This window comes from Acinetobacter johnsonii CIP 64.6, from assembly GCF_000368045.1.
GTDB lineage: Bacteria > Pseudomonadota > Gammaproteobacteria > Pseudomonadales > Moraxellaceae > Acinetobacter > Acinetobacter johnsonii.
Map to the genome: position 1 here is coordinate 151,399 of NZ_KB849230.1, position 13,015 is coordinate 164,413.

Consider the following 13,015-nt stretch of genomic DNA (forward strand, 5'->3'; position numbering starts at 1 on the left):
GGCTATGATTGATGGTGAATATAATAGGAGAACACGATGTCCCGCCAAGTAATTCATACTGAAAATGCCCCTGCTGCGATCGGCACTTATTCGCAAGCAATCTTAGTCGGCAATACACTTTACCTTTCTGGTCAGATCGGTTTAGACCCATACAGTATGGAGTTGGTTGAAGGCATTGAAGCACAAATTCGTCGTGTGTTTGATAACTTAAAAGCTGTCTGTGAAGCTGCTGGTGGAACACTGGCTGATATCGCGAAGTTGAATATTTTCTTAACCGATCTTTCAAACTTCCAACTGGTCAACCAAATTATGGGCGAATATTTCGCACAACCTTACCCTGCACGCGCTGCACTCGGTGTGGCTAGTCTACCCAAAAATGCATTGGTGGAAATGGATGGTATTGTGATTATTAATCAATAAGTTATATTTTTTAAGAAAAGCCACCGATTGAGTGGCTTTTTTTTATCCGAAACTCCAATAAAGACAAATGAGATTTCAAATGATTTTTATTGACAAACGATAACAATTATCAATAATATCACTTATCTTATTTCTTTCATGTGGCTTGCTGAAATGTACGTGTGCTTATGCCGTGGTATTACAGATCAAGATATTAAAGACGCTGTTGAAAATGGTGCGGGCAGTTATCGCGAAGTTCGCGAGATGCTGGATCTCGGCACATGCTGTGGCCGCTGTGCACCGGAAGCGCGCTCAATCATCAGCGCAGAAGTCTCTGCTATTGCATCACGCTTAGCCATTGCTGCCTAGATATTTGATTCATTTGCTAGAATAACCATAATTATAAACTTACTCTTTATGAGTAGCTCCTCCCCCGCTTATGACTCTAGGCGGGTTTTCTTTTTTTAAATGTCTAAAAATCAAGTTTCCACCTCGTATGCTTTTGATTGCGATTTTCATTTGCTGTTCTATAAATTACTCGCCAAAATCTACTTTGTTGTTTAAGATATTTCTCATAAGTTATTGATATTATTTTTAAGTCGCAGTTTGAATGGAGCTTTCTCATGAAAGGCAATCGTGATGTAATTAATCAGTTAAATCAGGTGCTTTATCATCATTTAACTGCCATTAACCAAAATTTCCTACACTCTCGCATGTTTAATGACTGGGGGATTGAACAACTCGGTTCAGCTGAATATAAAGAGTCAATCCGTCAAATGAAGCATGCTGACAAAATCATTGAGCGCATTCTTTTTTTAGAAGGTCTACCAAACCTACAACACTTGGGTAAACTCTACATCGGTCAACACACAGTGGAAGTTCTTAACTGTGATGTCCGTAAAGTCAAAGAGAATATTGAATCCATTCAAGCTGCTGTCAAGCTTGCCGAAGAGCAGTTGGACTACGTTACTCGAGATCTTGTTCAAGAAATTTTAGAAAAAGAAGAAGAGTGGTTAGATTGGACAACTACACAGCTTGATTTGGTTGAGACCGTCGGTGTAGAGAATTATATTCAGAGTCAGATTTAAAACTTTTCTATCATTTAAAAAACCTGCATATGCAGGTTTTTTTATTATGGTTTTAGGTTTACTTCCAAGGGCGAAGATCAACAATTTTAACCACATTCGCTTTTTGATCTATCAAAACAGTCATATCTACAGCATTTGCTTTCATCGGTAAAAATGCGGTTGCCTGTGGATATTTTGCTAAGATTTTTTCCACATCGGCTTTGTTATTGTACTGCTGTAATAATTCAAGTTTTTGTGCGCGTTGTTGCATTTGTTTTTTTGCTTTGTTTAGCTCGACATAACGCTCTGGACGTTGTGCAAGAGAAATACCTCCAAAAACCTCTGTAAACATATCATAATTACGCTGATTTACATCTTCAGAGAATTCTACTGTTACATATTGCGGTTTAAACCAAGAGGATTGCTGATATTGCGGTAAGGCGTTTGCAATATTGTCCTGAATAATTTCATTTTTTCGAACCAGCTCAAAACGATCTGCATAAAATACTAACCAGGCAGGGCGACCTTGCTCAATACTATAGATACCATAGCAAAGAGCAGACAGTTGAAGGAGGATAATCACAGTGAGATCAAACTTAAGACTTTTTTTACCTTCTTTATATATCAACAATCCTAAGATTGGTCCTAGAATAATATCTATAACCAACAGCATTAAAAAAACATGTGTAACGTCTGCTGCCACATCAAGTGGTGATGGATACCAAATAAAAAAGGTTAGACCTACAATGACTAATGCTACAATTAATGAAAGGAATAAATGACTTAAAAAATATTTTATTCGCTTAGGAAATTTTCTTAATTTCATTTCAATATATTTTAAATACCAACTATCTTGTATTAAATAAGAAATATATTAGTGCAAATTATATTAGACCTCTTGCGAAAGTATCGTTTTGCCTAATTTTTGAATTGGCTAAAACCTTATTAAATGTAGCTTTAGGCTGTTTAAATTTTGACTAACGCAATAGGTCTATTTAACTTAACATAAATATTCTTTGATATCTTGGGTATAGCACCTTACTCAATTTTCAACTTAGTTTAAATAAATTATTAAAAATAATAAAAACGCATCTAAATAGATGCGTTTTTTAATTACTAAATCAGAGACCAACGCAAGATTTAGGTAAATATTTTTGAGGCATACCTGCATCACCTGTAGCTGTAGTACAAGCAAAAGTGAAAGAATTCCCAGCTGCAGCTAAGTCAGCAGGAGGAGTTAAAATAATTTTTTTCCCAGCAACTTTAGCATTTACAGTTCCAGCTGGTTTCATAGTTACTGTAATTACACCAGTTGCAGTAGTTACAGCAGAGTCCGCATATGTGCCACCAACAGCTAAATCAGCAACTGCGGGTTTGGTTGCTGTTGTAGGATAAGCTCCATTATTTTGTGCATATTCTGCAATAGCGGTTTTTTGAGCTGAAGTCATCGCAAAAGCTTCAGCAACCTGCGAACGCGCAATATAATCTTGATAAGCAGGAATAGCAATCGCAGCAAGAATACCGATAATTGCTACAACAATCATTAATATTTGCCATTCCATAAGTCACTTTATACAGACATACATCAAGTCATTGAATTTTATTGTTTTACTTCATTATTCAGTTTGTCCATATGGACATGGGTTTAAAAGGACAAAAGTTTTTAAATTGTCCATATCAGAAAATGGCTTTTACTCAGTGCGGTAGGATGAATTTTTATAGATGTAGTCCGGTCGTGAGATATTTTAAAATTTTGACAAGCTAAAAATAGAGTAAAAAGTCCAGCCTCATTTATAAGCCAACTTCTGTATTTCTTCTTTATGCTGAAGAATCACACGTTTTACATGATGAATAGCAATACGACGAGTCGCTTCGTCATCATCAAATTGCATAGACAAAAATTTTACAGCTGGACGAGGTATTTGTTCAGTTACTTTGAAGTCTTTTAGTCGTTTCATTCTATTATTTCCTCATATATGAAACATTCCGCATAGAACAGCACTTTCAATTTCAGATTGCTTTCATCCCCACACAAGCAATCATAACTCAACCAATTGTTATCTGCTTTCTTAGCTGCTAAGAATTTAACTTTTCCTGCTACAAACAATTTGCATTATGGCATCTCATAAAAACAATAAAACTGACGTTTTTTGTCACTTAATTACAAAAACTTACTTTATGATTTTTTTACATTTTTTAACTTACTAAACAATGTATTGATTTCATGCTGAATCATTGGATAATATGCTTTGGCACACTTTGTGCAAACTATAAACTAGCTTACAAAGCTTATAAATAAATTAACAAAACATTTGTGGAGAATGTTATGAACGCTCAAAAAGGCTTTACGTTGATCGAGCTGATGATTGTTGTCGCTATTATCGGTATTTTGGCTGCAATTGCGATTCCTGCTTATCAGGATTACACAATTCGTGCTCGTGTTTCAGAAGCTCTAACTACTATCGCTCCTTTGAAAAGTACAGTTAGCGAAAATATTATTACAAATAATCTTGTAACAAGCCCTCTTACTGCTACAGCATGTTCTGGAATATCTACAGTCACTGCTACCGATAACGTAGCTTCTGGAACTTGTGCGTTAGGTGTTGTTTCAGTAACTACTACTGCTAAAGCAGGTGCAGTAACTATTAAATTAACTCCTACTGCAACAGTTACTGATGGCATCGTATCTAATGTTAAATGGGTTTGTACAGCCGATAAGGAGAAATATGCACCTGCTTCTTGTCGTACTGGAGCTTAATTAAATAGAAAAAACGCATCTTTAGAGATGCGTTTTTTTAGCTCGAAATTTTCCAACAATAGCGAGTTACACTTTTCCAGCAGTTTTTCGTAATCAGCCCTAAGCTGTTCATAATCACTTTTTACAGCTTTGGTCTTAGTTTTAGCCTGCTCAATCCATTGTGTAGGCGAAAGAACATTTTACCCAACTTGCTGTGTAGCTTGCTCAATTGCCTCTATAAGCGCAGCATGATGGCTCTTCTTAATCGAATCCCGTTTACGCCTTGCTTCCAGTGCTACATTTATGGCAGAGTTTTTATTACGATAAATAGCTTATTAATTTCAAAGGACAGCCCGTAAAATTTAACTTCATCATTCATAATGAAAATGATTTCAGGGCATTGCTATCACAATATAACTCATCGAAATTGACTCGAAGTCTCTTGTTGCTTGATGCCTATCTAACCCCAAACCAAAACGAATTAATTACCACCACTTTAGATATAGAGCATATTTTTCCTAAAAAATGGCAAGATACAAACTATAATGGCTGGTCTAGAGCCGATACAGATGAGTTTCTTGAAAAGTTAGGGAATAAGGTTATTTGTGAAAAGAAACTAAATATTCAAGCTGGGAATGGTTATTTTGGTATCAAAAAGGCGCGATATGCCCAGTAAAAATTCAAACTGTTCTTGATTTAAGTACCCTCACTCAAAATGACTGGATAAAAAATGATATTGAGCAACGAGAGATCGCCATACAAAATCGTTTAATTTCAGTCTTTAAATAACATTTATCAATAAAGAATTAAAATCAAATAGCCACTAAATTACAAATTACAAAATTTAGTGGCTGTTTCAATTATAGAGTTCGAGCACTTTGTCTTAACTCAAAATTCTCCATCAACAACGAATTACACTTTTCCAGCAATTTTTCATAATCTTCCTGAAGTTGCTCATAGTTGGTCTTTGCTGCTTTGGTACGGTTTTTCGCCTGCTCAATCTGTTGTGCAGGCGAAAGAATATTTTGCCCCGCAGCCTGCGCAGCTTGCTCAATTGCATTAATCAATGCAGCATGGCGGCTCTTCTTAATAGAACCCCGCTTACGCCCTGCCTCCAGTGCTACAGTATCGTTATTAATGGCAGAGCCTTTCGGTAGAATAATCGGTTTGTTGGCTTTTAATCGCTCCAAAGCAGCATAATATTCATTGAGTGCACTCATTTTTTAAACCTCAATATTGATCGTTTGAATTTTTTGAATGGTCTTGTTTAAAGCCAAAATATCGCTATCCATTTGTCCGTATAGCAAACTACCTTGCACTTGCGCATCCCGAACTCGCTGTAGCCGTTGAACCGCTTTATTCATCTTCTCTGCACTAGCAATATCGAAAATTGCATGGGCACAATTCAAACAACTGGTAATCGCAGTAAATGAAATTTTTTCGCAAGAATCAGGATTAGTACAAGCACCAAACAGGCTAGTCTTGCAAGCAATTTCCCCTTTTTTCATACGCTTGATGGTTTCATCACGATTCGGAAATACTGTGAGTAATTGCTCGCGGTCTTTTTGCAGCTGCAAATAGTTTCCTGCACCACCGAGCAAACGGCTAGCACTATTAATTACACCATCCTCAAATTGTTCATAAGAATGTACCAAACGCTGATATTCTAGTTCTTGAATAAATTCTTTCTGGCTATCACTGGCTAAAATGTTTGGAGCAAACACCGCATTATCTCGATAATACAAAGTCATGGCTTCGGTTAAATGTTTATATTGAACCGACATGGCACCAAGTCCGATCATGCCTGAACGAGCGCCATAGACAGCCAATGAGCGTCTAAATTGATGGGTACAGATATTCCAGTACTCACCAATTTGACAGTCTTTTTCTTCTCGCCAATTAAGAAAACCATCAAATGCTTCTAGCTCTGCTAAATCACTTTCAGTAATTCTCAATCCATCACCAAACGATGCCGAGATGCGGTTTAGATACTGGTTAAAGTTGGACTGCGTTCTAGTCGGAGCACCTGAAAAATTGGAAATAAAATCCGTTTCATTTTCAATATTTTGATTCTTTTTATGCCGATGTTTCTGCGAATACAGGGTTGGAAATAATGGGTATTCAGCAGGATTAGACAGATCATAATGCGGATTGAGCAAGGCATAGATTTCACCTATGCTTTGTGCTGCACGTACCCCAAGCTGGATATCTTCAAAGCTAATCCAATAGGTAGACTTGTTACCGCCACCATGTAACTTGGAGGTATAGCCTATTAACACATGCACTAGGTGCTCATTGCTCTGAACAGTTTGGTAACAGTCATAAGACAGCTGATTTACTTCATTATCCCGCATGCCTGTAAACAGATGAATCCAAAGCTTGGCCATACCTTGAATCAACGTCATATAACGGGTGAGATTGGCATGTTTTTGAATCTGATTATTTTCAAACAGTGCCGTTAAGCCAAGCAAATCTCGAGCATCCACAAAACTCACTGCATTTTTATAATCTTTAAACTCACGTGGCATACGCGCAAAAAACGGCTCTTGTTGAATGCGCTGAAACCACTGATGTAAAGCAGGTACATAATGATTAAACTCATTCAATTTCTCTGCTAACCCATTAATTAAACTTATATAAATACGAGATGGAATCAACTTAGTTTGCGGACCTACTTTGCCCGACTGCAACTTGAGTTGAGCAGCCAACTTTGCTAAATGCTCAATCGGTTGATATGTATTAAATGCTGGAATGAGCAATGGATATTGCTGTTGTAAGGCAAAACAATCAGTTAAAAATGCTTTAATTTGGAGTGCTTTTTGATGGCTCACGCCAACATAAGCATCATTTACTTTTGAGATATAAGCAACATCGCCAAATAACTGCTGCAATGTACAGCCATTGCGGTATGCGATAGCAGCAAACTGGCGCAAAATAGTATGCCGCTTCTCAATACTTTTAATAATCGACTTGCCAGATTTTATATAAAGCAAAGCAAAACTGATTTTTTTCATTTCTGCCCGAATTTGGCAGAAGAGAAAGTCATCTTCACGGGAATTCTCAAGCCAGCTATCAAAATTCAGGCGACAGTGACACTTCGGTAAATATGGAGAAAGATCCCACACATTGTCTGAATAAACTGATAATGTTTCACCGCTTTTCATTCGCGATAATACAAAAGTATTTGCAACAGTCAGCTGATTATTCTGTAGGTTGTACTCATCAGGTAAGAATTGCTCAGTAACACCAAGACCGTATAAATATGAATTAAATGAACTCATGCGACCCACCCCAAATCGATTAAAAGCTCAAAATGATTGAGCCAATAGGCATCTAAATCACCACTTTCAACTTCTTCCTGAATCAAAAAAATACGATCACGTAAATTTCCATAAGTATTTGATAACTCTTCGATCACTTCATCGATACGATGTAGTACAACGCCGAACTGTTGTTCCCACTTGATTAAGTCCGTGGCTTTTTGCTTAACGTAGCCGAGCAGACTTTTCAGTGATAAAAGCTTACGCACATCTTCGTCATCAGCATGAACTGCATAATGTTGGCAAAATAAACAGTGCTCAAATTGCTGACAGTTAGGTTTAGGAGCTTGTTCGGTAAAACCTAAAGCTTTTTCAGGATGTGGAGCTGCTGTAATACATGCACCGACAGGTAAGGTCTGAACATCAACAGTTTCATCTAACATTTGTACAGCGATTCTCTCAAGTGTTCGTGTTTTTGCGACCGCAACTTCTCGCAGCTCATTAAAAAACTGTGAAATTTGCTGGGCTGCATCTTTGAATGAAGTACGTGCATAATTATTTCTTGCCGTATCGAGTGAGTGACCCATTACTTCAGCTTCAAGCAGTAGATCACCATCGCTAAACTCAACAGTTTGACTGCTTTTATGCTTACGCCACTGTTGTGGTGTAATCCAGACCATTCGTGGGAATATGCGCTGAAAAAGCTTTTTCATTAATTGTAATCTGCTGTAGCTGACAGGTCCCAAATGTTGAATTTCGTTGCGTAATGGAAAGATGAAATCACATGCTTCATCTTGAATATACCATTCACGAAGTTCCAGAATCTTCCTAAACACTGGCTCAAATTTCGCCCCAAATTCTGGGTATACTGTCTTGCCTCCTGCACGGCTTTTTGTTCCCGAAAACCTTCGCCCTTGGGTACTTGGTAGGATTTCCATCGTATCGAGTTCTAACTGTTGAGCAGTGTCTAAATTTGCCCCAGTTTGTGCAATAAATAACAACATGCCAATGCAAAGACCATAGGAGGCGAGTCGTTCTCGCTCGGTATGTCGTTTGTCTTTATTACGTTTTTCAAGATTACGAATCGCTTGATTGCGATTCTCACGTAAACGTTTTCGATGCTCACTATCTTCTTCTAATTCAAAATCAGCTAGCATTTTGGAAAAAGCTGGAATAACTGGATATTTGACTAAATAACTCTGTATATCAAACTGGATATGCTGTTTTTCATTTTGATGATGAAAACCGGAATAAAAATAAAAGTTCTCTTCATCAACCGATTTAAAATGCGCTGGAAAACTCTCTTCTTGCACAACGATACGATGGATTTCAAGAAAGACATTCTGCAAAGTCGCATAAGTTTTTTGATGATCTTCTTCCGCAATCGGTAATATAGGCACATCATAACGCTGGGACTGTACTTGCATTGCTTGACTAACAATATCAATTTCATGACAGTCAAATACATATGCGATTAATTTGGCTGTATTACGCTGATATTGCTTTGCTGTATGTGCAGCCAAACTTTCCTCTTCAGTATCCGCAAGCAAAGTGCGATCAACTAAATATTTACTGTAACGACGATACGCATCAATCACACTATCTTGATTCGATAAATCAAAAACTTTCTTTTGCTGATCCACCCAATCTAGAAACATTTTACTAGTATAGTAAAAAAGTCCTTTTGACAAATCTGATCCGCTCATTTGCAGCAAATAGTCGGTCAAACATTGTAAAAAATAACGCCTTTTTTCATCAAATGATGCAGCTAACTGCTGTTCTGACAAAATCTCGTCAGATACTCTTTTACGGTAAAACAGAGTTCCAATATCTAATGTCTTAAAACCAAAAGAAGCAGTTTTATCTTTGCAGACGAGAACAAGTCGCTCATATTCATTAATTTGTTTGTTGATATCGGAGATATGGACAAACAATGGGGTACGTGTGAAGCTCATGAAAAATCTCCTACTGGATTGACAGAAGACATCACATACTTCATTAAACTTGACTCATACTCATGCTGAATTTTATTACGCCACTGTAAACGAGATTTGTAATTCAAATATTGTAAAGTGGTGCTGATGTTGCGATGACCCATGCGAGCTTGCACATATTCGACAGCTGTCATCGCCGAGTGCCCTTCGGGCAGGTGTTGTAACTGACTTTCAAGCAGGTTCATACCAAAACTGGCACGTAAATCATGGAATTTAAAACTTTGAAATTGCGGATCAATCAAGCGAATTTCAGGCAATAACACACCTTTTAAATAGCTGCGTACCGCTTCGCCTTCATAAAGCTTAAGCCTAGCCCCAAATGAGTCAGAAGCTTTAATCTTATCGGTCAGCTCTTGCTGTTCTGCTTTGCTGGTATAAAAAGGTGTACCAAGCTTGGTGAGAAATACATAATTTTCATCCGAGTCAGCATAGTTTGACTTCTGTCTACGCTGTTGAGCTTGCTCACTATTGATATAAATTTTAAGATCTAGCGCCAACCAATGCGGAATTAGCAGCGTCATTGGCTTTTGAAATTTAGTGTCCACACCTGTCCCAGCCCCAACAGGCAGACGAATAAAGCCATGATTATCAGACTCTCGGTTGAATAAGCACTTGATTCGTAAAGTACAAATTGTTTGCAGGCGAGCACCCGTGAACAATGCAAGATAGAACATCAACTGATATTCAAGTGATGATTTTTGCAGTGCTTTTAATACAACAGCTTGCTCTTCAACAGTAAGTGGGCTTAATTCACCACCATCTAAAATCGCTTCAGAGTTTTGGGCTTTAGCAGGAACATGAATTGCAAGATCATGTGACTTAATTGCCATTTTTCGACGTGCGCCAAACTCATTATCCACGGCAATATATTTATAGACATCCTGAAATGGAAGTCCATAACGTTGATGGTCAACTAAGTCTTCCGTTACAAGAAATCGATAAAAGTTCACCACTGCATTAATTCGACCACGTGCAGAACTGGCTGAAATTAGACCTGCATTTGCCTGCTCAATAAGACGAGTACGATATTTAAAAATCGCATTTAACTGTTTTAGTTTATGAAATTTCAAACAGTCCAGCTGCTCATCTTCTAAAAAGCGCTGAAAATCAACAAGCTGATGAGCAATAGATGCAAATGTTTTAAAATCATACTGTATTGTTTGCTCAAGTTTTTTCAGCAAATACAGATTAAAAATTTCAGAAGGGTTGCCATCTCCCTGGATAATCACAGGGAATTCGAGATACGCATCACCATGTTTTTCGAACGCTGCATCATTTAAACGATCAGCTGCCTTTCTCAACGTCGATAACTGAAATTTTTTAATGGTCACAACTTTGGCTTTTGATTGGTAGCGTGACTGACCATTTTTAAGTTTAGTGCTCATTTTGAGCCTCCTGTTTATTAAAAACAGGCAAAAAGTGATCTTGAGATAGGATTGACAAAAATGTCCCTATTCATCAAAATACAAATGTCTGATCAGCAATGAAGACATCCATAAAAGCTCATGGTTACGACATGGGCTTTTATACTTTTTGCCGAATGAAAATAATTACTTTTTTGTCAATTCACTCTGTTCCTCCTTTCTTAATCGTTCCAATTCTGTAATAAAAAAAGCATTCATTGACTGATGTCTTTTCTTTGCCGTTTGTTTGGCCCAAGAAACTAAATCTGTGGGTAAGCGAAGATTTGTTTGTTTCATATGCAATAAACTACTTGTTAGCATATTGCTAACATAGCAATATGCTAACACTTATGTCAATTTTTTTTTTATAGCATAATGCTAGTACTAAAATTTCTAGTATTCATGGAATGTATGGGTAAAAAAGACATTCAATTTAACCTTCGAATTCCAGAAGAGTTAAAAAATAAAGTGGATGATGCTGCGAAAGCCAATCAACGTTCCATCAATGCTGAAGCAACTTCTCGGCTTTATGATTCATTCGTCATGAATGATAATATCCAAGTTGAAGCGGCAAAAATCGTTGAAAAATTTTTACGATCACACTCTCCTACAGAACGGAAAAAAGTAGTAGCTAAACGTTTAAATTTCGTATTAAGCGAATTAAAAAAAATTTATCATTTTAGAGAATTTACAATTGCTGAATTAGCTTTTGAGATACGTGAAGATACGGCTGATGAAGCTGAAGCATGGTTTAGGGCAGAATTAGAACCTACATTTGGACAACTGGAAAAAATAGCGCAACATACTTCAGTAAATCCAAACTGGTTACTCTTTGGTAAACAGACTCCATATGATATTCAACATACACGTTTGAATGAGTATTTAGAAAAAGATATAAAGCTGCTCTTAGGTTCAAATCCTAATAATGAATATTTAAATAACTCAAGGGTGAAAGAAATAAAGTTTATTCGAGAACTGTCAGAAACGGGGCAATTAATTATTCTTAAAATCTATGAAAATTATGCAGTTGAAACTTTTTCACCTCCATACCATATTAGCAATGTAAATGGTGATGGTGGATATAGATCATTGTTATATTTTTGCTTATTGACCAAAGTGTTACTGCGATATTACCACCCCAATGTATCTATACATAGCCACCTTCTTCCAGAAGAGCAGTTTAAACTTATTTTGACTGGAACAGTTCATCCCTTAACAATTGTAGAAAAATTACATCATATTCCTTGGATTGATGATTTAGCAGATAAACTTCCTGACGGAATTTTAGACTATTGGAATGGTTTTGATGTATTAAGAGCAAGAATAATTCAAGATTTTGCTAAAGAGAAATACATTCAGACGATTTGGAATGATCCTGAATTGCATCTAAAGCATCCTATTCAGCTTTAAAATAGCGATGGCGTATTACTGAATGTCATTCCTTTTTTCAGGTTCATTACTATATTCAAACAAGTCCTGCATATTACAATTAAAATATTTACACAAGGTATCTGCAACCGAAAGTTCAATTCGAATCGCACGATCATAATACAAATTCGTCAAGGTATTACGGTTAATACTAGTGGCATGCGCCACATCACTTAGCTTCAAAATTTTGCGTTCGCCCATCAGAGCGGATAATCTACATCTAATCATAACAACTCACAAAACAACATTTAAACCCATAGCAGGTTATTTTAACTTGATACAAAGTTCTATCTATGCTAATTTCAACCTGCAACAGGTTATTTTACATATCAAAGAAGCAAATTAACCTTCTTAAATATCATTATATATTGTTTCAAAGGAGTTTTAGCGATGAATAACTACTTTTCCCCAAAATTATCTGTTTCAGAAGAAGTCCGTTCGACTGCCGTTGCACTCATCAAAGAGTTTAATATTGACCGGACATTTGATTTAGCTTTGTTTCTAAATGTAAACCCCAATTTAAATGATCAAGATGCCGTTTTAGCTTGGGTTAATAATTTTTCGAAAATTCAACATGATCTTAACGATTTCAACCAAGTTCGTCGCCACTTCATGAAAAATTTTCCTAAAATCATGTTTACAAACTTTAGTGAATAAAACAAACAAAGGGAGATATAAATATCTCCTTTAATTTTTTACATCAATCTACTTCAGAATGAGACAATGC

Annotated in this window: 15 protein-coding genes and 1 pseudogene; 7 read left to right on the plus strand and 9 right to left on the minus strand. The window is 36.7% G+C overall.

From position 1 onward, the window contains the following. Nucleotides 1-36: 36 nt before the first annotated feature. The 3 genes from F986_RS01850 (at nt 37) to bfr (ending at nt 1,487) form a co-directional block, all read left to right on the plus strand. On the plus strand, nt 37-420 hold the full coding sequence (locus F986_RS01850) for a RidA family protein (protein WP_004691470.1): 384 nt from the start codon (nt 37-39) through the stop codon (nt 418-420). A 153-nt stretch (nt 421-573) separates the two neighbouring features. Beyond that, the gene (locus F986_RS01855) at nt 574-768 is read left to right on the plus strand and encodes a bacterioferritin-associated ferredoxin (RefSeq protein ID WP_010327639.1); all 195 of its coding nucleotides are present in this window, start codon (nt 574-576) and stop codon (nt 766-768) included. A 254-nt stretch (nt 769-1,022) separates the two neighbouring features. Next, nucleotides 1,023-1,487 carry a heteropolymeric bacterioferritin subunit Bfr gene (bfr, locus tag F986_RS01860; protein ID WP_004691472.1) on the plus strand — a complete coding sequence of 155 codons (465 nt, stop codon included), beginning with the start codon at nt 1,023-1,025 and terminating at the stop codon, nt 1,485-1,487. A gap of 58 nt (nt 1,488-1,545) precedes the next feature. Here bfr and tfpZ read toward each other — a convergent pair whose 3' ends face one another. From tfpZ to F986_RS18340, 3 genes are all read right to left on the minus strand, one after another. Next, nucleotides 1,546-2,292 carry a TfpX/TfpZ family type IV pilin accessory protein gene (gene tfpZ, locus F986_RS01865; protein WP_004691473.1) on the minus strand — a complete coding sequence of 249 codons (747 nt, stop codon included), beginning with the start codon at nt 2,290-2,292 and terminating at the stop codon, nt 1,546-1,548. A gap of 295 nt (nt 2,293-2,587) precedes the next feature. Beyond that, complete coding sequence (locus tag F986_RS01870; protein ID WP_004691474.1) at nt 2,588-3,028, minus strand: pilin; 441 nt, start codon at nt 3,026-3,028, stop codon at nt 2,588-2,590. A gap of 225 nt (nt 3,029-3,253) precedes the next feature. Next, complete coding sequence (locus F986_RS18340) at nt 3,254-3,424, minus strand: hypothetical protein (RefSeq protein WP_004691475.1); 171 nt, start codon at nt 3,422-3,424, stop codon at nt 3,254-3,256. A gap of 368 nt (nt 3,425-3,792) precedes the next feature. Here F986_RS18340 and F986_RS01875 point away from each other — a divergent pair, with 368 nt between their 5' ends. Next, nucleotides 3,793-4,224 (plus strand): pilin, encoded by a 432-nt coding sequence (locus F986_RS01875; protein WP_004691476.1) that lies wholly within the window; start codon nt 3,793-3,795, stop codon nt 4,222-4,224. Here F986_RS01875 and F986_RS18500 read toward each other — a convergent pair. Further along, nucleotides 4,221-4,520: pseudogene (locus F986_RS18500) on the minus strand (hypothetical protein); the annotation flags it as partial. The gene F986_RS01875 and the pseudogene F986_RS18500 sit on opposite strands and share 4 nt — an antisense overlap. An 83-nt stretch (nt 4,521-4,603) precedes the next feature. Here F986_RS18500 and F986_RS01880 point away from each other — a divergent pair. Beyond that, complete coding sequence (locus tag F986_RS01880; protein WP_004691477.1) at nt 4,604-4,879, plus strand: HNH endonuclease family protein; 276 nt, start codon at nt 4,604-4,606, stop codon at nt 4,877-4,879. Nucleotides 4,880-5,063: 184 nt separating this feature from the next. On the opposite strand, the gene F986_RS01885 is transcribed toward F986_RS01880, so the two are convergent. From F986_RS01885 to F986_RS01900, 4 genes are read right to left on the minus strand one after another with little or no spacing between them, the layout of a single operon-like run. Continuing rightward, nucleotides 5,064-5,423 (minus strand): hypothetical protein, encoded by a 360-nt coding sequence (locus F986_RS01885; protein WP_004691478.1) that lies wholly within the window; start codon nt 5,421-5,423, stop codon nt 5,064-5,066. Between the two features lie 3 nt (nt 5,424-5,426). Beyond that, complete coding sequence (locus F986_RS01890) at nt 5,427-7,484, minus strand: hypothetical protein (RefSeq protein ID WP_004691479.1); 2,058 nt, start codon at nt 7,482-7,484, stop codon at nt 5,427-5,429. Then, a complete protein-coding gene (locus tag F986_RS01895; RefSeq protein WP_004691480.1) occupies nt 7,481-9,418 on the minus strand; it encodes a hypothetical protein in 1,938 nt (645 codons plus the stop codon). Before F986_RS01895 ends, F986_RS01890 begins: the two co-directional genes overlap by 4 nt. Continuing rightward, a complete protein-coding gene (locus F986_RS01900; RefSeq protein WP_004691481.1) occupies nt 9,415-10,842 on the minus strand; it encodes a tyrosine-type recombinase/integrase in 1,428 nt (475 codons plus the stop codon). Before F986_RS01900 ends, F986_RS01895 begins: the two co-directional genes overlap by 4 nt. 429 nt (nt 10,843-11,271) lie before the next feature. Between F986_RS01900 and F986_RS01910 the strand changes: the two genes are divergently transcribed. Beyond that, the gene (locus F986_RS01910) at nt 11,272-12,270 is read left to right on the plus strand and encodes an Arc family DNA-binding protein (protein ID WP_017397242.1); all 999 of its coding nucleotides are present in this window, start codon (nt 11,272-11,274) and stop codon (nt 12,268-12,270) included. 15 nt (nt 12,271-12,285) lie between these two features. Here F986_RS01910 and F986_RS01915 read toward each other — a convergent pair whose 3' ends face one another. After that, on the minus strand, nt 12,286-12,516 hold the full coding sequence (locus tag F986_RS01915; RefSeq protein WP_004691483.1) for a helix-turn-helix domain-containing protein: 231 nt from the start codon (nt 12,514-12,516) through the stop codon (nt 12,286-12,288). A 162-nt stretch (nt 12,517-12,678) separates the two neighbouring features. Here F986_RS01915 and F986_RS01920 point away from each other — a divergent pair, with 162 nt between their 5' ends. Beyond that, nucleotides 12,679-12,945, plus strand: coding sequence for a hypothetical protein (locus F986_RS01920; RefSeq protein ID WP_004691484.1), 267 nt, complete (start codon nt 12,679-12,681; stop codon nt 12,943-12,945). The last annotated feature ends 70 nt before the right edge of the window (nt 12,946-13,015 follow it).

Excerpts from the sequence above, each read along its gene's own strand:
- F986_RS01920 (WP_004691484.1), top strand. The coding sequence starts at position 12,679 with ATGAATAACTACTTTTCCCCAAAATTATCTGTTTCAGAAGAAGTCCGT.
- F986_RS01875 (WP_004691476.1), top strand. The coding sequence starts at position 3,793 with ATGAACGCTCAAAAAGGCTTTACGTTGATCGAGCTGATGATTGTTGTC.
- bfr (WP_004691472.1), top strand. The coding sequence starts at position 1,023 with ATGAAAGGCAATCGTGATGTAATTAATCAGTTAAATCAGGTGCTTTAT.
- F986_RS18340 (WP_004691475.1), bottom strand. The coding sequence starts at position 3,424 with ATGAAACGACTAAAAGACTTCAAAGTAACTGAACAAATACCTCGTCCA.
- F986_RS01890 (WP_004691479.1), bottom strand. The coding sequence starts at position 7,484 with ATGAGTTCATTTAATTCATATTTATACGGTCTTGGTGTTACTGAGCAA.
- tfpZ (WP_004691473.1), bottom strand. The coding sequence starts at position 2,292 with ATGAAATTAAGAAAATTTCCTAAGCGAATAAAATATTTTTTAAGTCAT.
- F986_RS01915 (WP_004691483.1), bottom strand. The coding sequence starts at position 12,516 with ATGATTAGATGTAGATTATCCGCTCTGATGGGCGAACGCAAAATTTTG.
- F986_RS01910 (WP_017397242.1), top strand. The coding sequence starts at position 11,272 with ATGGGTAAAAAAGACATTCAATTTAACCTTCGAATTCCAGAAGAGTTA.
- F986_RS01855 (WP_010327639.1), top strand. The coding sequence starts at position 574 with ATGTACGTGTGCTTATGCCGTGGTATTACAGATCAAGATATTAAAGAC.
- F986_RS01895 (WP_004691480.1), bottom strand. The coding sequence starts at position 9,418 with ATGAGCTTCACACGTACCCCATTGTTTGTCCATATCTCCGATATCAAC.
- F986_RS01870 (WP_004691474.1), bottom strand. The coding sequence starts at position 3,028 with ATGGAATGGCAAATATTAATGATTGTTGTAGCAATTATCGGTATTCTT.
- F986_RS01885 (WP_004691478.1), bottom strand. The coding sequence starts at position 5,423 with ATGAGTGCACTCAATGAATATTATGCTGCTTTGGAGCGATTAAAAGCC.
- F986_RS01900 (WP_004691481.1), bottom strand. The coding sequence starts at position 10,842 with ATGAGCACTAAACTTAAAAATGGTCAGTCACGCTACCAATCAAAAGCC.
- F986_RS01850 (WP_004691470.1), top strand. The coding sequence starts at position 37 with ATGTCCCGCCAAGTAATTCATACTGAAAATGCCCCTGCTGCGATCGGC.